At 45.1% G+C, this 23,250-nt stretch carries 13 protein-coding genes, 4 tRNA genes and 4 rRNA genes; 13 read left to right on the top strand and 8 right to left on the bottom strand.

Features of this window, described 5'->3' with window-relative positions; genetic code table 11:
* The first annotated feature begins 7 nt into the window (after positions 1-7).
* Positions 8-970, top strand: coding sequence for a D-2-hydroxyacid dehydrogenase (locus JCM16456_RS13455; RefSeq protein WP_068715165.1), 963 nt, complete (start codon positions 8-10; stop codon positions 968-970).
* A 110-nt stretch (positions 971-1,080) separates the two neighbouring features.
* Here the strand turns inward: JCM16456_RS13455 and JCM16456_RS13450 are convergent, their stop codons facing one another.
* The 3 genes from JCM16456_RS13450 to pepA all read right to left on the bottom strand — a co-directional run bounded on the left by JCM16456_RS13450 (position 1,081) and on the right by pepA (position 6,047).
* On the bottom strand, positions 1,081-3,942 hold the full coding sequence (locus JCM16456_RS13450; RefSeq protein WP_068715163.1) for a valine--tRNA ligase: 2,862 nt from the start codon (positions 3,940-3,942) through the stop codon (positions 1,081-1,083).
* Positions 3,943-4,034: 92 nt separating this feature from the next.
* Positions 4,035-4,484, bottom strand: a complete 450-nt coding sequence (locus JCM16456_RS13445) for a DNA polymerase III subunit chi (protein ID WP_068715161.1) — start codon at positions 4,482-4,484, stop codon at positions 4,035-4,037.
* A gap of 54 nt (positions 4,485-4,538) precedes the next feature.
* Entirely contained in the window at positions 4,539-6,047 is a 1,509-nt protein-coding gene (gene pepA, locus JCM16456_RS13440; RefSeq protein ID WP_068715159.1) for a leucyl aminopeptidase, read from the bottom strand.
* Between the two features lie 191 nt (positions 6,048-6,238).
* Between pepA and lptF the strand changes: the two genes are divergently transcribed.
* From lptF to JCM16456_RS13425, 3 genes are all read left to right on the top strand, one after another.
* Positions 6,239-7,342, top strand: coding sequence for an LPS export ABC transporter permease LptF (gene lptF / locus JCM16456_RS13435; RefSeq protein WP_068715157.1), 1,104 nt, complete (start codon positions 6,239-6,241; stop codon positions 7,340-7,342).
* Positions 7,343-7,345: 3 nt separating this feature from the next.
* Positions 7,346-8,416 (top strand): LPS export ABC transporter permease LptG, encoded by a 1,071-nt coding sequence (gene lptG, locus JCM16456_RS13430; RefSeq protein ID WP_068715155.1) that lies wholly within the window; start codon positions 7,346-7,348, stop codon positions 8,414-8,416.
* Between the two features lie 242 nt (positions 8,417-8,658).
* Entirely contained in the window at positions 8,659-9,771 is a 1,113-nt protein-coding gene (locus tag JCM16456_RS13425; RefSeq protein WP_068715153.1) for a glycerol dehydrogenase, read from the top strand.
* Between the two features lie 83 nt (positions 9,772-9,854).
* Here JCM16456_RS13425 and JCM16456_RS13420 read toward each other — a convergent pair whose 3' ends face one another.
* From JCM16456_RS13420 to JCM16456_RS13410, 3 genes are read right to left on the bottom strand one after another with little or no spacing between them, the layout of a single operon-like run.
* A complete protein-coding gene (locus JCM16456_RS13420) occupies positions 9,855-11,576 on the bottom strand; it encodes an ArnT family glycosyltransferase (protein ID WP_068715151.1) in 1,722 nt (573 codons plus the stop codon).
* Entirely contained in the window at positions 11,569-12,243 is a 675-nt protein-coding gene (locus JCM16456_RS13415) for a TVP38/TMEM64 family protein (protein WP_068715148.1), read from the bottom strand. The genes JCM16456_RS13420 and JCM16456_RS13415 overlap by 8 nt, the downstream gene beginning before the upstream one ends.
* Positions 12,240-12,974, bottom strand: coding sequence for a glycosyltransferase family 2 protein (locus tag JCM16456_RS13410; protein ID WP_068715146.1), 735 nt, complete (start codon positions 12,972-12,974; stop codon positions 12,240-12,242). The genes JCM16456_RS13415 and JCM16456_RS13410 overlap by 4 nt, the downstream gene beginning before the upstream one ends.
* A gap of 318 nt (positions 12,975-13,292) precedes the next feature.
* On the opposite strand from JCM16456_RS13410, the gene JCM16456_RS13405 reads away from it, so the two are divergent.
* From JCM16456_RS13405 to rrf (JCM16456_RS13365), 9 genes are all read left to right on the top strand, one after another.
* A tRNA-Leu gene (locus JCM16456_RS13405) sits at positions 13,293-13,377 on the top strand.
* A gap of 261 nt (positions 13,378-13,638) precedes the next feature.
* Positions 13,639-14,907 carry an HD-GYP domain-containing protein gene (locus JCM16456_RS13400; RefSeq protein WP_068715144.1) on the top strand — a complete coding sequence of 423 codons (1,269 nt, stop codon included), beginning with the start codon at positions 13,639-13,641 and terminating at the stop codon, positions 14,905-14,907.
* Positions 14,908-15,389: 482 nt separating this feature from the next.
* Positions 15,390-16,942 (top strand): 16S ribosomal RNA (locus JCM16456_RS13395).
* Positions 16,943-17,004: 62 nt separating this feature from the next.
* Positions 17,005-17,081: transfer RNA gene (locus tag JCM16456_RS13390), tRNA-Ile, on the top strand.
* Between the two features lie 25 nt (positions 17,082-17,106).
* Positions 17,107-17,182: transfer RNA gene (locus tag JCM16456_RS13385), tRNA-Ala, on the top strand.
* Between the two features lie 332 nt (positions 17,183-17,514).
* A 23S ribosomal RNA gene (locus JCM16456_RS13380) occupies positions 17,515-20,404 on the top strand.
* 90 nt (positions 20,405-20,494) lie between these two features.
* A 5S ribosomal RNA gene (gene rrf, locus JCM16456_RS13375) occupies positions 20,495-20,610 on the top strand.
* A gap of 59 nt (positions 20,611-20,669) precedes the next feature.
* A tRNA-Thr gene (locus tag JCM16456_RS13370) sits at positions 20,670-20,745 on the top strand.
* A 49-nt stretch (positions 20,746-20,794) separates the two neighbouring features.
* Positions 20,795-20,910: ribosomal RNA gene (rrf, locus tag JCM16456_RS13365) — 5S ribosomal RNA — on the top strand.
* Together the 16S, 23S and 5S rRNA genes with 3 tRNA genes alongside form the textbook arrangement of a ribosomal RNA operon.
* A gap of 278 nt (positions 20,911-21,188) precedes the next feature.
* Here the strand turns inward: rrf (JCM16456_RS13365) and leuD are convergent.
* Together leuD and leuC are read right to left on the bottom strand one after the other, a co-directional pair.
* The gene (leuD, locus tag JCM16456_RS13360) at positions 21,189-21,791 is read right to left on the bottom strand and encodes a 3-isopropylmalate dehydratase small subunit (RefSeq protein ID WP_068715142.1); all 603 of its coding nucleotides are present in this window, start codon (positions 21,789-21,791) and stop codon (positions 21,189-21,191) included.
* Between the two features lie 17 nt (positions 21,792-21,808).
* Positions 21,809-23,215 carry a 3-isopropylmalate dehydratase large subunit gene (gene leuC, locus JCM16456_RS13355; RefSeq protein ID WP_068715140.1) on the bottom strand — a complete coding sequence of 469 codons (1,407 nt, stop codon included), beginning with the start codon at positions 23,213-23,215 and terminating at the stop codon, positions 21,809-21,811.
* Positions 23,216-23,250 lie beyond the last annotated feature (35 nt).

The following is a 23,250-nucleotide window of genomic DNA, read 5'->3' as shown; positions in this document are numbered from 1 at the left end:
AGTTCATATGTCTACACCCACCATCGTCTTTCTCGATAGAGCAACGATCCCTGAACAGATCGTTGTTCCTACACTTTCTCTCGAGCATCATTGGCGCGAATTCGATTTTACCTCTCCAGATCAGACGGTAGAACGCAGCCAAGGTGCCGATGTCATCATCACCAATAAAGTCGTGCTGGATGCGGCGGTGTTATCCCAACTTCCACAAGTGAAACTTATCGCGGTTTCCGCGACAGGTTTTAATAACGTCGATATCGATTATTGTCGTGAGCATGGTATTGCGGTGGCAAACGTGCAGGGATATGCGACGAAATCGGTGCCTGAACATGTGATTGCGCTAATATTTGCTCTGCGTAGAAATTTGCGTGGCTATCATCAAGACATTATGGCGGGTGAGTGGCAACGTAATAATCAATTTTGTTTCTTTACTCATCCCATTGGTGATATTGCTGGCTCAACGTTGGGCATTATTGGCGGTGGTGTGTTAGGGCAGTCTTTAGCGCTGGTGGCACAAGCGTTGGGTATGAACGTGGTGTTTGCTGAACACAAAGGTAAAACCGAGTGTCGCTCTGGGTATCTTCCTTTTGAACAGGTGTTAGCACAGGCGGATGTCGTATCTCTGCATTGTCCTTTAAGCGAGCACACTCGTAATTTGATTGGTCAAGCAGAGCTCGCACAGATGAAGCCTTCGGCGCTATTAATCAATACCGGTCGCGGAGGCTTAGTGGAAGAGTCTGCATTAGTTGCTGCGCTTAAACAAGGTGTGATTGCAGGGGCTGGTGTGGATGTTTTCACTCAAGAGCCGGCGGATAAGAGCAATCCATTAATTGCTAATGCGGATTTACCGAATCTGATTTTAACGCCACATGTCGCTTGGGGCAGTGATTCGGCGATTACCCGTTTAGCTGAGATTTTGATTGAGAATATCGACGCCTTTTTGCAAGGCAAAGAGCAAAACCGCGTGGTTTGATTCTGTGTGTGAATCCCACTCTTAATCACATCTTGATCTTATCTAGTAAAGAGATAAAGAGACAACAAAAAAGGCAGCCGAGGCTGCCTTTTGTCGTTTCTAGAGTGAGATTAAAGTGCTGCGATAGTCACTTTTTGCTCTTCTAGTTTCGCCAGAGCGTCTTGGTAACCGGCTAGCTTCTCACGTTCTTTCGCGATAACTGCTTCAGGTGCTTTCGCTACGAAACCTTCGTTACCTAGCTTGCCTTCGATGCGTTTGATTTCACCTTGAGTTTTGGCGATTTCTTTCGCTAGACGAGCGAGTTCTGCATCTTTGTCGATCAAGCCTGCCATTGGGATAAGCAGTTCAGATTTCGCCACAAGTGCCGTTGCACATGCTGGTAGCGTTTCGCCATCAGTAATCACACGTACACTTTCTAGTTTCGCTAGAGAAACAAGCACTTGTTTACATGTTTCTAGACGGTTTGCGTCAACATCGTTAGCCGCTTTCAACATTACCTCTAGTGGTTTACCAGGGTTGATGTCGTATTCAGCACGTAGGTTGCGGATGCTAGTGATGAAAGCTTTCACCCACTCAATGTCATCGAGCGCTTCTTGGTGGAAGTTCGCTTCGTTGTATTGAGGTAGTGCTTGCAGCATGATGGTTTCACCAGATACACCGTCTACTAGAGGCTTGATGCTTTGCCAGATAGTTTCAGTGATGTATGGGATCACTGGGTGTGCTAGGCGAAGAGTTTTCTCTAGAACAGTGATCAGTGTACGGCGAGTCGCACGTTGCTGAGCTTCTGTACCTTTCCATAGAACCGGCTTAGTTAGCTCTAGGTACCAGTCACAGAATTGGTTCCAGATGAATTCGTATAGCGTGTTCGCTGCCATATCTAGACGGAAGTTGTCGATATGTTCGTTGAACGTTTTCGCTGCCAATTCAAACTGAGATTCAATCCATTTGTCGGCTAGTGAGTACTCAAGTTCAGCACCTACAGCAAAGCCACAGTCTTGCTCTTCTGTGTTCATCATTACGTAACGGCTTGCGTTCCATAGTTTGTTACAGAAGTTACGGTAACCTTCTAGACGTTTCATATCCCAGTTGATATCACGACCAGTCGATGCCATTGCTGCAAGAGTGAAACGTAGTGCGTCTGTACCGTAGGCTTCGATACCGTTTTCAAACGTCTTACGTGTGTTCTTCTCAATCTTCGCTGCCAATTGAGGCTGCATCATGTTGCCAGTACGCTTAGTCACTAGAGACTCAAGATCGATACCGTCAATCATGTCGATTGGGTCAAGTACGTTACCTTTCGATTTCGACATCTTGTCGCCATTTTCGTCACGGATTAGACCGGTTACGTAAACGGTTTTGAATGGTACTTGTGGCTTGCCGTCTTCATCTTTGATGAAGTGCATGGTCATCATGATCATACGAGCAACCCAGAAGAAGATGATGTCGAAACCTGTTACCAACACGTCAGTTGGGTGGAAGGTTGCAAGATCAGGCGTCTGTTCTGGCCAGCCTTGAGTACCGAAAGTCCACAGTGCAGAAGAGAACCAAGTATCAAGAACGTCGTCGTCTTGACGTAGTGCAACGTCTGCTGACAGGTTATTTTCTTGACGAACTTCTTCTTCGCTACGACCTACGTAAACATTACCTTCTGCGTCGTACCATGCAGGGATGCGGTGACCCCACCAAAGTTGACGAGAGATACACCAGTCTTGAATGTCACGCATCCAAGAGAAGTACATGTTTTCGTATTGTTGTGGTACGAATTGGATATCGCCATCTTCAACGGCTTTGATTGCAGGTTCTGCAAGAGTTGCAGTACGTACATACCATTGGTCAGTTAGCATTGGTTCGATAACTACGCCACCACGGTCGCCGTAAGGAATAGTTAAATCGTGATCTTTGATTTCAACTAGAAGACCAAGCTGTTCAAATTCCGCTACGATCGCTTTACGTGCTGCAAAACGTTCCATACCTTGGTAACGCTCTGGAATGTCAGTTGCGTAAACATCGCTTGGCTCACCTTTAGTTGTGAACACTTCTGCAGCATTACGAACGTTCGCATCTAGAGTAAAGATGTTGATCATTGGTAGGTTGTGACGTTTACCAACTTCGTAGTCGTTAAAGTCGTGCGCTGGGGTGATTTTCACACAGCCAGTACCTTTTTCCATATCGGCGTGTTCGTCACCTACGATAGGAATACGACGATCAACGATAGGAAGTAGGATTTCTTTACCAATCAGATCTTTGTAACGTGGATCTTCTGGGTTAACCGCAACGCCAGTATCACCCAGCATGGTTTCTGGACGAGTGGTTGCAACAACGATGTAGTCTTTGCCTTCTGCTGTTTTCACGCCATCTGCTAGCGGGTAGCGGAAGTGCCACATGTGGCCTTTTTTATCTTTGTTTTCAACTTCTAGATCTGAGATCGCTGTGTGCAGTTTTGGATCCCAGTTAACAAGGCGTTTACCACGGTAGATCAGGTCTTCTTTAAATAGGCGTACAAACACTTCTTGTACTGCGTTTGAGAAACCTTCATCCATAGTGAAGCGTTCACGATCCCAGTCGACAGATGCGCCTAGGCGACGAAGTTGGCGTGTGATGTTACCACCAGATTCGCCTTTCCATTCCCAAATTTTGTCGATGAAAGCATCGCGACCGTAGTCGTGTTTGGTCTTTTCTTCTTCAGCAGCAATCTTACGCTCTACGACCATTTGGGTTGCGATGCCCGCGTGGTCGGTACCCACTTGCCACAAAGTGTTGTTGCCTTTCATACGCTGACAACGGATCAGAGTATCCATGATGGTATCTTGGAAGGCGTGACCCATATGTAGGCTACCAGTGACGTTTGGTGGCGGAATAACGATGCTGTAAGCAGGCTTAGTCGTATCACCGTGTGGCTTAAAGTAGCCTTGTTCTTCCCAAGTCTTATACAGATCTTGTTCGATAGATGTTGGGTTGTATGTCTTTTCCATAGTGCTCTTAGATGGATACTTTGATGGTTAATTCAGTCAATCTTCATAAGTGAGTTCTCTGGTCAAGAGAGCTTAACTATAAGGATGAACTGTTATGGATATTGAATCTCGATAGTCTGCAGTTGATATCCTGCTTGGCGATAGAGTTTATATCGCTCTCGAGACCGTTGTTTCGCATTTTCTTCACAAGGAACGAAGTCTATCACTTCAGCGAAGTTGTGCGCAAAGGTTGTCTGATTATCCGCCACATTTATTGCTAATTGACGTTGATAAGACGGTTTTGCACCAACATGGCCTATTTCAATATGAGTACCATATTTAGGCCCTTCACCCACCAAGTTGTGGGCGATGAATACACTCGGTTCCACTTGCCAAAAGAGCTCAGCGAAATGCTCTGCATGGGATTTATCTTGGCATTGTAGGTAAACTTTTGCACCTTGATTTGCAAAGTGTTGGCAAAGAAACACGACATATTGTTCAAGCCCTGCAGTGTGGACTTGAGGTGAGTTATCTTTGACGATGTAAAAAGTTGCCATTGCCATGAAAAAAATCCGTTATGAGCATTAAAAAAGGGCCTTGCGGCCCTTTTATTGAGATTATTCTTCCGTCTCAAGGCCACTGCGGTTAAGCAAGAATTGGACAAGCAAAGAGACCGGACGACCGGTTGAGCCTTTTGCTGCTCCAGATTTCCATGCTGTACCTGCAATGTCAATGTGAGCCCAGTTATATTTCTTAGCAAATTTCGATAAGAAACAACCTGCAGTAATGGCACCACCTGGACTACCACCAATGTTTGCCATATCAGCAAATGGGCTTTTTAGTTGTTCGTGGTACTCGTCGGCTAGAGGCAGACGCCATGCACGATCACTTGCTTGTTCAGAAGCGTTCACGATTTCATGGGCAAGTGGGTTATGGTTCGCCATCACGCCACTAATATGGTGACCAAGAGCCACAACACATGCGCCAGTTAGAGTTGCAATATCGATAACGCATTCTGGTTCGAAACGTTCAACATATGTTAATGCGTCACAAAGTACTAAACGGCCTTCCGCATCGGTATTCAATACTTCAACAGTTTGACCTGACATTGTGGTTAGGATGTCACCCGGGCGGTACGCTTGACTACCAGGCATGTTTTCACATCCAGCCAGCACAGTAGTAACATTGATCGGCAGGTTCATTTCTGCCAACGCTCTCATTGCGCCGAATACCGAAGCTGCACCACACATATCGTATTTCATTTCGTCCATGCCTGCGCCTGGTTTCAATGAGATACCGCCTGAGTCAAAAGTCAGACCTTTACCCACAAGCACGATAGGCTTTGCGGTTTCGTCTGGGTTGCCCTTGTATTCAATTACCGACATCATGGATTCGTTTTTCGAACCACGACCTACGGCTAGGTAAGAATACATGCCCAGTTTTTCCATCTCTTCCTCACCAATGATTTTGGTCGAGACAGTTTCGTAATCATCTGCAAGGCGACGAGCTTGAGAAGCAAGGTATGCAGGGTTTGCGATGTTTGGTGGCATGTTACCAAGGTCTTTACAGGCTTTTACACCTGATGCAATCGCAAGACCATGCGCGATCGCTTTCTCACCTAAGTTCAATTCTCGGCGCGTTGGTACGTTAAATACTAATTTACGTAGTGGGCGGCGAGTCTCGGGTTTTACGGATTTGAATTGATCGAATGTGTATAAACCATCTTTGGTAGCCTCAACCGCTTGGCGTACTTTCCAATAGGTATCGCGACCTTTGACATGTAACTCAGTTAGGAAGCATACGGCTTCCATTGAACCTGTTTCGTTCAATGTACTGATTGTTTTTTGAATAATTTCTTTATACTGACGTTCACCCAGTTCGCGTTCTTTACCACAGCCAACAAGCAAAACACGTTCAGACAGAACTCCCGGTACTTGATGCAGCAGTAGCATCTGTCCCGGTTTACCCTCCAGATCTCCGCGACGAAGCAGTGAGCTAATATATCCGTCACTGATCTTATCGAGTTGTTCAGCCACTGGAGAAAGGCGGCGTGGTTCGAATACACCCACAACGATACATGCGCTACGCTGTTTCTCTGGGCTACCACTTTTAACACTGAACTCCATGCGTACTCCTACATCCTAAAGACAAATAGAACTAAATGTTGGATAATGCACTCTTACTTGTTGAATCCCTAAAGGGAACTACCTTTTAAAGTTGAGTGCTAACAAATAGTGAAAATTTCAAAAATAAAAGGTTCAACGAGAAATTATAGTGATTCAATCAAAAAAACAAGTTTTGTATAGGTAATTTCAGCGTGATTATTGTCCGATATTTGATCCGCGAAACACTAAAGAGTCAATTTGCTATCTTTTTTGTACTTTTTCTAGTGTTTCTGAGCCAGAAGTTTATCCGGGTTTTAGCTGATGCTTCTGATGGCGAAATTCCTGCACGAATGATTTTATCTGTCGTAGGGTTGAATATGCCATCAATGGGGCTTTTGATGCTGCCATTGAGTTTGTATATAGGTATTTTGCTGACCTTTGGTCGTTTGTACGCGGAAAGCGAAATTACCGTGATGAATGCCACAGGCATTGGTAATAAATTTTTAGTTCGGGCTGCATTGTATCTGGCGCTAATCACGTCAGCTGCTGCGGCCTTTAACTCGTGGTGGTTATCCCCTTGGAGTCAAGATAAAGTTGCTCAATTAATGGAGCAATTATCTGCGGATAACAGTGTTGATCTGCTGCAAAAAGGGCAATTCCAACGTTCACCAGATGGTTCTTCGGTTGTGTTTATTGATGACATTGAAAACAAGAAATTGTCGAATGTGTTTGTTGCTCAACTAACACCGAGAGAGTCTGTTTTGCCAAGTGTTATGTTCTCTAATTCAGGGGACGTAAAAGAGCTGAGTGATGGGCGCCAAGTGATTACAATGTACAACGGTACTCGTTATGAAGGTGTTCCAACGCAGGTGAATTATATGATCACCACGTTTGAGCAGTACCAAGGTTTAATCGGGCAACGGGAAGTCGAACATGAAGATCGCGATTGGGAAGCGATTCCGACGATGCAATTGATGAAAAACCCGAGCCCTAAAGCGCAAGCTGAATTGCAATGGCGTATTTCTTTGGTGGTGTGTATTCCGCTATTAACAATGCTGGTGGTTCCATTATCGGCTGTGAATCCACGGCAAGGTCGTTTTGCGAAGATGGGGCCCGCGATCCTAATTTATTTGGCGTATTTCTTGGCGATTAGTGCGACTAAATCAGCATTAGAAGATGGCGGAATCCCTGCCGCTGTTGGTATGTGGCCAATCAATGCTGGACTTCTCGTCGCAGCGATCCTTGCAAACTCGTTAGACAGTCTTCCTGTACGAAGATTTAAAGATAAGCTCAGACAAAAGAGAAAGGTGGCGTAAGTCGTGTTTAAAATTCTTGATTGGTATATTGGCCGAACCATCATCGCCACTTCCTCATTAGTGCTGGTAACGTTTGTTGGACTGTCTGGAATCATCAAATACGTCGATCAGCTACGTAAGGTAGGCAAAGGTACATACGATTTATTGCATGCCTTGTATTTCGTAATCTTGAGCATTCCTCGTGATATCGAAATGTTCTTCCCTATGGCGGCGTTGTTAGGTGCATTGATCGGTTTGGGGATGTTGGCATCGAGTTCTGAGCTCGTCGTTATGCAAGCTGCGGGTTACTCTAAATTGCAAATTGGGTTATCTGTACTTAAAACGGCGGTTCCGTTGATGATCATCATTACCTTGCTAGGTGAGTGGGGCGCGCCGCAAGCGCAAAAACTGGCCCGTGACATGCGCGCTTTTGCAACTTCTGGTGGTAATATTTTATCGGTTCAGACCGGGGTGTGGGCGAAAGATGCTAGCGACTTTATTTTTATCACCAAGATTGATGAAAATAAGCTTTATGGTATCAATATGTGGCGCTTTAACGACGATAAAAAGTTAACCGAGGTGTTATTTGCTAAAGAAGCAGATTACATCAAAGGTGAACATTGGTTGTTGAAAGGTGCAACCTTAACCGATATGCGTGACAACATAGTGATTAAGAAAACTAATTTGCCAACATATCAATGGAAGACATCTCTAGAGCCAGACAAACTGCAGGTTGTCACTGTTAAACCTGAAGAATTATCATTGAGTGGTTTGTATAGTTACGTCCATTATCTTAAGGCTTCTGAACAAGATGCATCGCGATATGACTTGGCATTTTGGCGCAAAATCACGCAACCTTTCTCTATTGCTGTGATGATGCTTATGGCGTTGTCGTTTATCTTTGGGCCATTGCGTAGTGTGACAATGGGGGCAAGAATCTTGTCTGGTGTTATTGCTGGTTTTACTTTCTATATTTCAAGTGAATTCTTTGGCCCTTTAAGTTTAGTGTATGGTTTCCCTCCATCTATCGGTGCGATAGCGCCAAGTATTGTATTTTTGACTATCGCTGTTGTGTTAATGGGGCGTAAAGCCTAACGAAAAGTGCAATAAATACTGTTCTGAAAAATCGTAAAAAGGAAGCGCAAGCTTCCTTTTTTATTAGGTATCACCGACCTTAATATGGTGAGGTCGCTATCTACGCAGATTAATTCCTTACGACGAAAAAATATTTTTAGGTCGAAAAATAAACGTAATTAACGTGCTGGATGTCAAAGAATCATTGGCTTACTTTGTTACGATATGTGAGTGGTTTAATAAGTATTACAAAGGAGCAAGTTGTGAATAAAACACCACGGACAGTAACGTCACCTAAAAAATTTATTATCGGTACAGGTTTGTTGGCTCAACTTCCTGATTATGTGAAAGATTTTGGCAATAATGCGTTTATTATTTGTGATGAATTCATTCTTACCAAAGTCAAAGAAGAAGCGATTGCTGCGATAGAGAAAGACAGTCAGCTCACTGCAACAGCAGAAAAATTCAACTACGAATGTACTCAAGAAGAGATCGACCGCAATTGCAAATTAGTTGTAGATACTCATGCCAATGTTATCGTTGGTGTTGGCGGCGGGAAAACATTGGACTGTGCTAAAGCTGTTGGTTATCAACAAAAATTACCAGTGATTCTTTATCCAACTATTGCATCTACTGATGCACCATGTACTGCATTAGCTGTTATCTATAAATCGAATGGTGAATTTGACCATTATCTGTTTTTGCCGCAAAACCCTGATGCGGTCATTGCTGATACCGATATTCTATCGGGCGCGCCAGCTCGTTTCTTTGCCGCAGGTGTTGGTGATGCTTTGGCTACCTATTTTGAAGCAAGAGCATGTTATGCATGCGATGGTGTTAACCTAGTATTGAAAAAACCTTCTCGTACTGGTTTAGGTTTAGCCCGACTCTGTTATGAGTTATTAAGTGAAAACGTTGAAGCCGCGATGGATGCGTTAAAAAATAAAATTACCACTCCGGCATTGGAACAAACCATTGAAGCGACGATTTACTTGAGTGGTGTCGGTGCAGAAGCTGGTGGTCTTGCTGCTGCTCACGCGGTCAACAATGGTATGTCTGCGGTTGCGGATTTACATAAAGCACAGCATGGCGAAAAAGTGGTGTTTGGCCTTTTGACACAATTGGTACTAGAAAATGCACCAAAAGAAGAAATCGATAATGTCATTCGTATTGTGAAAACTGCAGGCTTACCTTTGACTTTAGAAGATATGGGGTTAACCAAGTTTGTTGAAGAAGAATGGCGTAAAGTCGCTCAAATAGCCTGTGCAGAAGGTGATACCATGAGCAATATGCCAAAAGCGGTTACTGAAGACGAAGTGTATAGTGCAATAATTGCTGCGAATAATATGGCTCATCGTTACAAAGCTAAAGCCTAGTTTGCTAGAGATACAATTAGTTTTCTACTACTGCAAAAAGCGCCGTGGTCGGCGCTTTTTTAATGGTTAATGCGAAGTAAGAATTAGTCAGTTACCGCATGCTTAGCGAAGGGAGTCACATACTGCTTAACTTTGGTTGGTGGTTCGCAGTTTGGCAAAATGGAATTGATATCGAAGAGATACCAGCCCCTACGATGGGCTTTGCCGATAAACTTTGCCTTCTCTGCGTTGAAGCAAACAAGGTTGTCATTATCACGACCAATCACAAAGCGATTTTCTCCTTGTTGAATCCACAACCAAGCATTGCGATATTGGTCTTCTATGGCTGAAAGATAACTAAACTGTGTTAGTTCAACGGGAGAGTAGAGTAGGAACTGCTCACGGTAGTCCACAATCGATAGGTGACCGTGAGGCCCAATCGCTTTCGCCGCTTCATTCATGACATCTTTCGCTGGCGTTCTTATCGGATCGAGTAATACATAGCCCCAAGAGCTATAGAGCACCCAAGTGATTGACATTAAAACCCCAAATTTGCATAGAATTTGGGAACGATGCATTTTGATATTAATTGCCAACCAAATTAGCGCAGTGACAGCAAAGAAAATAGCGAATCCCATCACGTCAGGTTCTTCACCTAGGTGTTTAATCAGTCCTTTATTATGCGTAAACAACAAAATAGCAATAACAAATAGAGCAAGGTTAAGCACCCACGTTGCCCATTTGATGACAACGCTGATCCACCGTTCCATGGTTTGATGAGTCAACCAATGAGAGAAGCAGAGTGCCAGCATTGGAACTGCAGGTAAAATATAAACGCCGCGTTTACCTGGGCTCAGGCTAAAGAAAAATACGACTAATGCGACCCAAATAAGCAGAGAGCGAATTACGCGATCCTGGTGATAGTTTTTCCAAAAGCTCCGACTTAGTAAGAACAGTGAGGAAGGGAACCAAAACCCCGGTATCACTTGTAAAATAAAGTGGTACCACGGCTTTAAGTGGGTCCATGAATCTGCATAGCGTTTCGCTGTTTGTTTGAAAAGGATGTTATCACGATATGCTATGTAATCGGGATTACCACTCACATCCACCCAATGTAGCATTGGGAAGAACCAAGCTGATAACACGAGTAACATGCAAACTAAGCCAAATACAATTTCGATAATCGCTCGTTTTACCGATGTTTCACCAGAACGAATGCGATAGGTTAGGGCTGGAATTAAGAATAGGATAGGTAAGAAACCGACCCCTTTGGTTATTATCCCTAGCCCCATAAACGCCCAACTTAGTCCATACCAAAACCAGCTTTCTTTCACAAAGTAATGACGGACAAAACCATACATTGCAATGGTTATCCAACATGTGACCATTGCATCGATTTGTGCGGTTTTGGCTTGCAGTACAAATTGTGGAATGAGCATTAGCAGCAGAAAAGCATTACGAGCGACTTTCACACTCCATAATTTAGTCGCAATATCATATACACAAACGAGTGTTATCAGCCCTGCAATGGCATTGGGGATCAAAAATGACCAATAGATACTGTTAGTTAAGCTATAAAAGACAGCAATTGCCCACATGAAGATAGGCGGTTTATCTGGGTAAAGCTCGCCACCGCGTAATGGGAAAAACCAATTTCCTGACACCACCATTTCTTTAGCTGCTTCTGCAAAACGCGGTTCATCTGCGGGCCAAGGGCCACGTAAACCTATTCCCATCGCGATAACAATAAACGCAAAGAGGAGCAATAAAGAGAGAACTCTATAATAATCATCACTATAAAAGCGTTCGGAGAGAGATTTAAACATTCGAATGTTCCCCTAACTGTTCTTCTGAATGAAGGGACTGCTTATATCGTTGATATAAGTAATGGGTCAATGCAATACTTACAATACCAAGAATAATACTCACGATTAATTGCCACTGGCTTGCTGAGCCTACGCCAGCCCCTGCGAGTACAAAAATGATGGTTTGTGGAAGGTAGCCGAGCAATGAAGCCGCAATAAATGAAAGTACCGGAACGCCAGTTACACCGGAAAGCAGGTTGGTAATAAGATTGCTTCCAAGGGGAAATATACGCAGCAGTAGGACTTTAGAGAAAGGCTGGGTATCGACAAAACCTTTGAACTTTTTATAACGTTTGCCGAGTCTTCGAGTTAAGGTATCCCGAAAAATCCAAGCGGCCAAGGCATAAGTACATACTGCTCCGGTAATCGCACTCAGTAAGCAAAATACAACACCTAAAATACTGCCAAAAGTGAAGCCAAATGTGAATGCGATAAGCTGTCTTGGGCCGCCACAAGCGGTGAATATGGCACCAAAGGTTAAAAGAATAGTAAGCCCTCGAATACCATCGTTCGCTATGTAATTGGCAATCCAATTTTTATCAGCAATATGCATCCATATGTCACTATCTGATTCTGAGTAAATAAGAACACATAAAGCACATAAAAAGACGATTTTTAGCAGTTTCATTCTTTGTCTGTATGTTTTATTTCAATTGTTGGCCACTTGGTACGTTTACGTAACCACATAACACCGAACATATCGACAATGCCGACCCAGAGCCGGTTCCATACGTTGTATTTTGATACGCCAACTGTGCGCTCACGGTGATTCACGGGGTAAACCACAATCTCACCATTCATTCTGCGAATTAAAGCGGGCAGGAATCGATGCATATGATCAAAGTATGGTAGAAGCAAAAAGGTCTGGCGAGGAAAAACTTTCAATCCGCATCCTGAATCAGGCACGCCATCAGCTAAGAAAAATTGGCGAACGGCATTCGCGATGCGCGACTGGAAGTGGACCCATGCGGTGTCTTTTCGTTTGTTACGAAAGCCGGCAATGCAAAAGTGTTCAACAGAGAGTTGTTCGGCCTGCTCAATCATACCGAGTAAATCAGCTGGGTCATTTTGACCATCGGCATCGAGAGTTGCGATCCATTCCCCTTTAGCATGGCGCACTGCACTATGAACTGCGGTGCTTTGTCCACAACTTTGTGGGTGGTGGAGTAGGGTTAAAGCACAGCCTAGGCGAGAGGCTGTGTCGATGGCTTCTTTCCCCGTATTGTCCGTGCTGCCATCGTCGGTCAGTACCACTTCAAAAGTGACGTTTGTATTTAGGGCGTTATGTATTTCTTCGATAAGAGGGCCAATGTTACCTTCTTCATTTTTTGCAGGTAACACCACAGAGAGTTTTGTCATATTATCAAGCCGATACTGTTTCGTGTCGGAACGACATAAAATGCCTATTTGAATGCTGTAAACAGGAGAGATAAGCATAGAATGTGTTGGGACAAGTTGAATTGGTAAAATAGGTTAGACAATATAAGCTGTATTCGTTTGAGGGTGAATACTTACACAGCTAAAAAACTGTTCAACAGATTGCAAATTTGACCATTTAATAGGTTGTTTGGTGAAAATATCGTCAAACAATATAAAATTCAAAAATTTACTATTGCGCACCTGCATTTCTTACGTATAATGCGTCACATCGAAAGGGCAAACCCCTTGAGATACAATGCCACTGTGATGGAATTGGTAGACATGACGGATTCAAAATCCGTTGCCTTCGGGCGTGGCGGTTCAAGTCCGCCCAGTGGTACCAAATTCGAAAAAGCCGCTATTTATTAGCGGCTTTTTTACGTCTGAAATCTGGCGGAAGGTGAACGTTGCCTTCGGTGCGGCGGCTGGAATGCCAGTCCAATCAGTCCGCCCAGTGGTACCAATGTTTCTCCTGAGTTATGATTAGCGTCATCGTCGTTATATGACCCCAAGTCGTTTTGTAAAACTCCACTCTATTACTAGCCATTTTTTTTCATCTTATCCTAGACTTAGCAACATGTTGTGTACTAATTAGGAATAGATAGTGGCGAGTATCAAGATTACAGTTGATCGTTTGACACCTGGGTTACACATCCGTCTTCCAGTAAAATGGAACGATCACCCCTTTCTATTTAATAGCTTCAAGATTAAGTCACAAGAACAGATCAACTTGATCCGCCACTTGGGAATTCAACATGTCTTCCTGAATACTAATCAGAGTGATGCTGAGCCTCTCCCTCCTAAAAGTGAACAAGATAGCCAACCAGATTCCACTGAAGCTGAGGCTCAATCTGAATTTGATCAAGAAGTAGATAAGCTTTGGCAAGAAAAGCAAAAGCGAATTGAAAAACTTAATACTTATAGAAGAAGAGTAAGTGCGGTTGAGAAAGAGTTTGAACGTTCACTGGCGCGAATGAGAGCGGTAATGAACAAAATTCGTAATAGACCTATGGATGCCGTAAATGAAGCTAGTCAATTAGTTGAAGATGTTGTCGATACTCTACTAAGTGACGACAATGTGACTCTGCATTTGATGAACAGCAAGAGTGAATTTGAAGATATCTATTTCCATTCACTCAATGTAGCTGTGATTGCGATGATGATTGGGCGAGCAAAAGAATATGCGCCGGAAAAAATTAAGGAACTGGCCTTTGCTGCACTCTTTCATGATATGGGTAAGGTGAGGGTGCCTACTGCAATCGTCCGCAAGCAGACTAAGCTAAGTGACCCTGAACAGAATTATCTTAAATTACATACCAAATATGGTTTAGAGATCGCTGGTAATATAGATGATTTCCCCGAAACTGCCCGTAACGTAATAGAGCAGCATCATGAACTCAATGATGGCTCAGGTTATCCTCAGGGATTAAAAGGTGATGAGATTGATGAACTTGCTAAAGTTGTGGCGGTAGCTAATGCTTTCGATAACCTTTGTCATCCTAATATTCCAAGTGAGCAAAAGATTCCTTATATAGCTCTTTCTTATCTCTTCAAAAACTGTAAGCATCTTTATGATGAAGAAAACTTGGGTATCTTAGTTAAGTTTATGGGAGTATTTCCTCCAGGTACTGTAGTACAACTATCTAATGAGATGGTTGGGTTAGTGATCTCAGTTAATGTTAATAACCTACTGTTCCCTAATGTCCTTATATATGACCCAAGTGTTCCACGTAACCAAGCCCCTATCATCGATTTAGCAGATAAAGATATAAAGATAGTTAATGCTATCTTACCGAATAAGCTGCCAGATAAAATTAAGGAATATTTAAATCCACGCGCTAGAGTTTCCTATTTCTTTGATGGAAATGAATAGTTATCCACAGAGGGTTGTGTATAGCTTGTTCCTATTCTGAGTGTTAATTGGGTATAAAACTCCCCTTGCTGGAAGTTTGTTCAAACGAGTCATTTTTAGTAAAAAAAAAGCACTATTCCGCTTGCCAACTTTCCATAACTCCCTATAATGCGCCCTCACTGACACGGCATACGCCACAAGGCTTCAGCGGTATCAGTGAGAGGATAAGACGCTCGAATGAGAAAGTTGAAAAAAGTGTTTGACACTGACAACGAAATCGCTAGAATGCACCTCCGCTTTGAGAGAAAAGTTCTTGAAAAGCAAAGCTCTTTAACAATTTAAACCTATCAATCTGTGTGGGCACTCGTTGATGATAATCATAGCTTCTTAGGAAGCACAATGGTTTCAATGAACTGAGTGACCAATTAAGTCTTAGGACTTAGCACAGTCAATTCATTTCAACTTCGGTTGAAATATCAGTATTCATTGAGCCGAAAAACTTTTAATTGAAGAGTTTGATCATGGCTCAGATTGAACGCTGGCGGCAGGCCTAACACATGCAAGTCGAGCGGCAGCGACATAAACAAACCTTCGGGGGCGCTTATGGGCGGCGAGCGGCGGACGGGTGAGTAATGCCTGGGAAATTGCCCTGATGTGGGGGATAACCATTGGAAACGATGGCTAATACCGCATAATAGCTTCGGCTTAAAGAGGGGGACCTTCGGGCCTCTCGCGTCAGGATATGCCCAGGTGGGATTAGCTAGTTGGTGAGGTAAGGGCTCACCAAGGCGACGATCCCTAGCTGGTCTGAGAGGATGATCAGCCACACTGGAACTGAGACACGGTCCAGACTCCTACGGGAGGCAGCAGTGGGGAATATTGCACAATGGGCGCAAGCCTGATGCAGCCATGCCGCGTGTATGAAGAAGGCCTTCGGGTTGTAAAGTACTTTCAGCAGTGAGGAAGGCGGATGTGTTAATAGCGCATTCGCTTGACGTTAGCTGCAGAAGAAGCACCGGCTAACTCCGTGCCAGCAGCCGCGGTAATACGGAGGGTGCGAGCGTTAATCGGAATTACTGGGCGTAAAGCGCATGCAGGTGGTCTGTTAAGTCAGATGTGAAAGCCCGGGGCTTAACCTCGGAATAGCATTTGAAACTGGCAGGCTAGAGTACTGTAGAGGGGGGTAGAATTTCAGGTGTAGCGGTGAAATGCGTAGAGATCTGAAGGAATACCGGTGGCGAAGGCGGCCCCCTGGACAGATACTGACACTCAGATGCGAAAGCGTGGGGAGCAAACAGGATTAGATACCCTGGTAGTCCACGCCGTAAACGATGTCTACTTGGAGGTTGTGGCCTTGAGCCGTGGCTTTCGGAGCTAACGCGTTAAGTAGACCGCCTGGGGAGTACGGTCGCAAGATTAAAACTCAAATGAATTGACGGGGGCCCGCACAAGCGGTGGAGCATGTGGTTTAATTCGATGCAACGCGAAGAACCTTACCTACTCTTGACATCCAGAGAACTTTCCAGAGATGGATTGGTGCCTTCGGGAACTCTGAGACAGGTGCTGCATGGCTGTCGTCAGCTCGTGTTGTGAAATGTTGGGTTAAGTCCCGCAACGAGCGCAACCCTTATCCTTGTTTGCCAGCGAGTAATGTCGGGAACTCCAGGGAGACTGCCGGTGATAAACCGGAGGAAGGTGGGGACGACGTCAAGTCATCATGGCCCTTACGAGTAGGGCTACACACGTGCTACAATGGCGCATACAGAGGGCGGCCAACTTGCAAAAGTGAGCGAATCCCAAAAAGTGCGTCGTAGTCCGGATTGGAGTCTGCAACTCGACTCCATGAAGTCGGAATCGCTAGTAATCGTGGATCAGAATGCCACGGTGAATACGTTCCCGGGCCTTGTACACACCGCCCGTCACACCATGGGAGTGGGCTGCAAAAGAAGCAGGTAGTTTAACCTTCGGGAGGACGCTTGCCACTTTGTGGTTCATGACTGGGGTGAAGTCGTAACAAGGTAGCGCTAGGGGAACCTGGCGCTGGATCACCTCCTTAATACGAAAGATTATTGCGATGAGTGTTCACACAGATTGATACGGTTTAATAGAGCACCTAGTGGGTCTGTAGCTCAGGTGGTTAGAGCGTTCGCCTGATAAGCGAGAGGTCGGTGGTTCGAGTCCACTCAGACCCACCAACATTTCCGTAAGGAAAACAACGATGGGGTTATAGCTCAGCTGGGAGAGCGCCTGCCTTGCACGCAGGAGGTCTGCGGTTCGATCCCGCATAGCTCCACCATCTTTAAGCGCATTTGCGACAGTGTTCTTAAAAATGGTTTCGAAAGAAATCTTTGCTCTTTAACAATTTGGAAAGCTGACAAAACAATGTTTTATTTCAATGAAATAGAAGATTGTTTGTAAAGTTCTCAATTGTCTTCTTTATGAAGACAAACAAAAACACATTCAAGTGTTCTTGGATTTACTTTTTAAGTAAATGTTCAAAATTGAGTCCGGCAATATCGAGTCTGCAACATGTCCTTTTTGTCTTCACTTTTCAAAGTGAAAGCAAAGAGTTATGCAGACAAACCTTGGTGATTTGATTCATCAATCCAAAACTCTTTTGGGTTGTATGGTTAAGTGACTAAGCGTACACGGTGGATGCCTTGGCAGTCAGAGGCGATGAAGGACGTACTAACTTGCGATAAGCGTAGATGAGGCAGTAAGAGCCACTTGAGTCTACGATTTCCGAATGGGGAAACCCAACTGCATAAGCAGTTATCATTAACTGAATACATAGGTTAATGAGGCGAACCGGGAGAACTGAAACATCTAAGTACCCCGAGGAAAAGAAATCAACCGAGATTCCGAAAGTAGCGGCGAGCGAAATTGGATTAGCCCTTAAGCTTTATATGCGTCAGGCGAAGGTTCTGGAAAGGACCGCGATACAGGGTGATAGCCCCGTAGCCGTTAGCGTATATTCAGTGAAATCGAGTAAGGCGGGACACGTGATATCCTGTCTGAACATGGGGGGACCATCCTCCAAGGCTAAATACTCCTGACTGACCGATAGTGAACCAGTACCGTGAGGGAAAGGCGAAAAGAACCCCTGTGAGGGGAGTGAAATAGAACCTGAAACCGTGTACGTACAAGCAGTAGGAGCCTCCTTGTGGGGTGACTGCGTACCTTTTGTATAATGGGTCAGCGACTTATATTCAGTGGCAAGGTTAACCAATTAGGGGAGCCGTAGGGAAACCGAGTCTTAACTGGGCGTTCAGTCTCTGGATATAGACCCGAAACCGAGTGATCTAGCCATGGGCAGGTTGAAGGTTGAGTAACATCAACTGGAGGACCGAACCGACTAATGTTGAAAAATTAGCGGATGACTTGTGGCTAGGGGTGAAAGGCCAATCAAACTCGGAGATAGCTGGTTCTCCCCGAAAGCTATTTAGGTAGCGCCTCGGACGAATACTACTGGGGGTAGAGCACTGTTAAGGCTAGGGGGTCATCCCGACTTACCAACCCTTTGCAAACTCCGAATACCAGTAAGTACTATCCGGGAGACACACGGCGGGTGCTAACGTCCGTCGTGGAGAGGGAAACAACCCAGACCGCCAGCTAAGGTCCCAAATTATAGCTAAGTGGGAAACGATGTGGGAAGGCTTAGACAGCTAGGATGTTGGCTTAGAAGCAGCCATCATTTAAAGAAAGCGTAATAGCTCACTAGTCGAGTCGGCCTGCGCGGAAGATGTAACGGGGCTAAGCTATAAACCGAAGCTGCGGCAATGCGATTTATCGTATTGGGTAGGGGAGCGTTCTGTAAGCCGTTGAAGGTGTGTTGTAAAGCATGCTGGAGGTATCAGAAGTGCGAATGCTGACATGAGTAACGATAATGGGGGTGAAAAACCTCCACGCCGGAAGACCAAGGGTTCCTGTCCAACGTTAATCGGGGCAGGGTAAGTCGACCCCTAAGGCGAGGCTGAAAAGCGTAGTCGATGGGAAACGGGTTAATATTCCCGTACTTCTTACAATTGCGATGGGGGGACGGAGAAGGCTAGGTGGGCCTGGCGACGGTCGTCCAGGTTCAAGTGCGTAGGCTGAGTATTTAGGCAAATCCGGATACTCTTAAGGCCGAGACACGATGTCGAGCATCTAAGGATGTGAAGTCATTGATGCCATGCTTCCAGGAAAAGCCTCTAAGCTTCAGATTGTAAGGAATCGTACCCCAAACCGACACAGGTGGTCGGGTAGAGAATACCAAGGCGCTTGAGAGAACTCGGGTGAAGGAACTAGGCAAAATGGTACCGTAACTTCGGGAGAAGGTACGCTCTCGACGGTGAAGTCCCTTGCGGATGGAGCTATTGAGAGTCGCAGATACCAGGTGGCTGCAACTGTTTATTAAAAACACAGCACTGTGCAAAATCGTAAGATGACGTATACGGTGTGACGCCTGCCCGGTGCCGGAAGGTTAATTGATGGGGTTAGACTTAGGTCGAAGCTCTTGATCGAAGCCCCGGTAAACGGCGGCCGTAACTATAACGGTCCTAAGGTAGCGAAATTCCTTGTCGGGTAAGTTCCGACCTGCACGAATGGCGTAATGATGGCCACGCTGTCTCCACCCGAGACTCAGTGAAATTGAAATCGCTGTGAAGATGCAGTGTACCCGCGGCTAGACGGAAAGACCCCGTGAACCTTTACTACAGCTTGGCACTGAACATTGAGCCTACATGTGTAGGATAGGTGGGAGGCTATGAAGCAAGTACGCCAGTATTTGTGGAGCCATCCTTGAAATACCACCCTTGTATGTTTGATGTTCTAACTTGGTCCCGTTATCCGGGATAAGGACAGTGCCTGGTGGGTAGTTTGACTGGGGCGGTCTCCTCCCAAAGAGTAACGGAGGAGCACGAAGGTGGGCTAATCACGGTTGGACATCGTGAGGTTAGTGCAATGGCATAAGCCCGCTTAACTGCGAGAATGACGGTTCGAGCAGGTGCGAAAGCAGGTCATAGTGATCCGGTGGTTCTGAATGGAAGGGCCATCGCTCAACGGATAAAAGGTACTCCGGGGATAACAGGCTGATACCGCCCAAGAGTTCATATCGACGGCGGTGTTTGGCACCTCGATGTCGGCTCATCACATCCTGGGGCTGAAGTCGGTCCCAAGGGTATGGCTGTTCGCCATTTAAAGTGGTACGCGAGCTGGGTTTAGAACGTCGTGAGACAGTTCGGTCCCTATCTGCCGTGGGCGTTGGAGAATTGAAAGGGGCTGCTCCTAGTACGAGAGGACCGGAGTGGACGAACCTCTGGTGTTCGGGTTGTGTCGCCAGACGCATTGCCCGGTAGCTAAGTTCGGAATCGATAACCGCTGAAAGCATCTAAGCGGGAAGCGAGCCTTGAGATGAGTTCTCCCTGGCGCTATAAGCGTCCTAAAGGGTTGTTCGAGACTAGAACGTTGATAGGCAGGGTGTGTAAGCGTTGTGAGGCGTTGAGCTAACCTGTACTAATTGCCCGTGAGACTTAACCATACAACACCAAAAGGGTTTTGACGGACTCGATTAAGACACTTGAATTGTGTTGAGACTTTATAAAAACAGCTTTCCGAATTAAAGAATTTGCTTGGCGACCATAGCGATTTGGACCCACCTGATTCCATGCCGAACTCAGAAGTGAAACGAATTAGCGCCGATGGTAGTGTGGGGCTTCCCCATGTGAGAGTAGGACATCGCCAGGCTTTAATTTCATAGAAGGCCCGTGTTATCACGGGCTTTTTTAGTCTGACAAGACATTTGTGCTGATATGGCTCAGTCGGTAGAGCGCATCCTTGGTAAGGATGAGGTCCCCAGTTCGATTCTGGGTATCAGCACCATTATTTAGATTATTGAGCGATATAACTGACTCAGTAATAACAAAATTTGCTTAGCGACCATAGCGATTTGGACCCACCTGATTCCATGCCGAACTCAGAAGTGAAACGAATTAGCGCCGATGGTAGTGTGGGGCTTCCCCATGTGAGAGTAGGACATTGCTAGGCTTTATTTTAAAACCCCAGCCCAACGGCTGGGGTTTTCTCGTTTTAACTCCTGCTAAAATATCATCTCTTTTCAGCTACCTACTCTTGTTCATTTGCTAATGAACACAAGCTATCTCCATTAAATCGAGGTATATGTAGTACATCAATTCTACCAGTATTATTGGTGCCGAAACGGATTCAACTCATGTAGTGTCATGGTGTGTATCGTTGATAGCAAATACAAAAAAAGCTGCCCATGGCAGCTTTTTGAATCGTTGTTATGCTGGTATAGCAAATCACTATTTTAAGAAGTTAGGAATATTGGCTTCGTATTCGGCAATTTTATCAGCATGTTGCAGTGTCAAACCGATATTATCTAAACCATTTAGTAGGCAATGACGGCGAAACTCATCAATCTCAAAATTGTACTCTTTGCTGTTAGCTGTGACTTTCATTGTTTCCAAATCAACAGTAACCTCTGCACCCTCTGTTGTTTGAACAAATTGGAAGATCTCATCGACCTCTATTTCTGTCAGACGAACTGGTACCATTTGGTTGTTGATTGAGTTGCCGTAGAAAATATCGGCAAAGCTTGGTGCAATCATCACTTGGATACCGTAGTCAGCTAGTGCCCAAGGAGCGTGTTCACGAGATGAGCCGCAGCCAAAGTTTTCACGTGCAAGTAAGATGCTCGCGCCTTGGTATTGGGGTTTGTTTAGGACAAACTCTGGATTTGGTTGCTCACCAGCGTCATCCAAGAAACGCCAATCGTGAAATAGGTGTTTACCAAAGCCTGTACGGGTTACTTTCTGAAGAAACTGCTTAGGAATGATCGCATCGGTATCGACGTTGGCCGCATCAAGAGGCACAACCAAACCAGTGTGTTGTTTAAAACCTGTCATGATAATGTCCTCTATGATTAGTGAATTTCGCGAATGTCGACAAAGTGACCCGCGATTGCAGCAGCAGCAGCCATTGCAGGGCTAACTAGATGGGTACGACCATCACGACCTTGACGACCTTCGAAGTTACGGTTAGAGGTTGATGCACAGCGTTCACCAGCACCTAAGCGGTCATTGTTCATCGCAAGACACATAGAACAACCCGGTAGACGCCATTCAAAGCCAGCTTCGATAAAGATTTTATCCAAGCCTTCTGCTTCGGCTTGTGCTTTCACCTGTTCAGAACCCGGTACGATAAGAGCTTGAACATGTGCTGCGACTTTTTTGCCTTTTGCTACTTCTGCAGCTGCTCGCATGTCTTCTATACGCGAGTTAGTACAAGAACCAACAAATACTTTATCTACTGGGTAATCAGACAGTTTTTTGCCTGCTTCTAGCCCCATATAAGCAAGTGCTTTAGCGGCTGAGGCTTTTTCTACAGGATCTGAAAAATCTTCTGGAGAAGGGATAGTCCCATCAACAGCCATTACTTGGCCTGGATTGGTTCCCCATGTAACTTGTGGACGAATATCTTTAGCTTCTAAAGTTACAACGGTATCAAACTCTGCACCTTCGTCTGTTTTTAGTGAAGACCAATATTCAACAGCGTCATTCCAATCTGCTTCTGAAGGGGCATAACGACGGTTCTTGATGTACTCGAAAGTTGTTTCATCGGGAGCAATTAGGCCCGCTTTAGCACCTAACTCAATCGCCATGTTACATACCGTCATACGACCTTCCATGGTTAAGTCGCGAATGGCTTCACCACAGAACTCCACAACGTGTCCTGTGCCGCCAGCAGCGGTTGTTTTTCCTATGATGGCGAGAACGATATCTTTAGCGGTAATACCCGGTGCGACTTTCCCTTTTACTTCAATTTTCATGGTCTTGGCGCGGGCTTGTTTTAGGGTTTGTGTTGCTAGAACGTGTTCAACTTCTGAAGTGCCAATTCCAAATGCTAGTGAACCAAATGCACCGTGTGTTGCTGTATGAGAATCACCACAAACAATCGTCATGCCTGGTAGGGTAATACCCAGCTCAGGACCCATTACATGAACGATACCTTGATATTTATGGTTAATGTCGAACAGAGTGACACCAAACTCTTTACAGTTTTGCGATAGCGTTTCCATTTGGATACGAGCCATCTCACCAGAGGCGTTAATATCCTTGGTGGTGGTTGATACGTTGTGGTCCATCGTCGCAAATGTTTTGTTCACTTGACGGACTTTACGTCCTTTTTCACGTAAGCCGTCGAATGCTTGTGGGGATGTCACTTCGTGTACTAAGTGTCGATCGATATACAGAATTGGGTTTTCACCTTCAGCTGCAACGGCGATATGTGCGTCGTAAATTTTTTCGTATAAGGTTTTTGCGTTTGACATTGCTTGTATCCTTTGTGCTCGAAGAGCAAAAGGAG

The sequence above is a fragment of the Vibrio tritonius genome, assembly GCF_001547935.1.
GTDB classification, from domain to species: domain Bacteria; phylum Pseudomonadota; class Gammaproteobacteria; order Enterobacterales; family Vibrionaceae; genus Vibrio; species Vibrio tritonius.
This window is presented reverse-complemented; position numbering and strand designations above follow the sequence as displayed.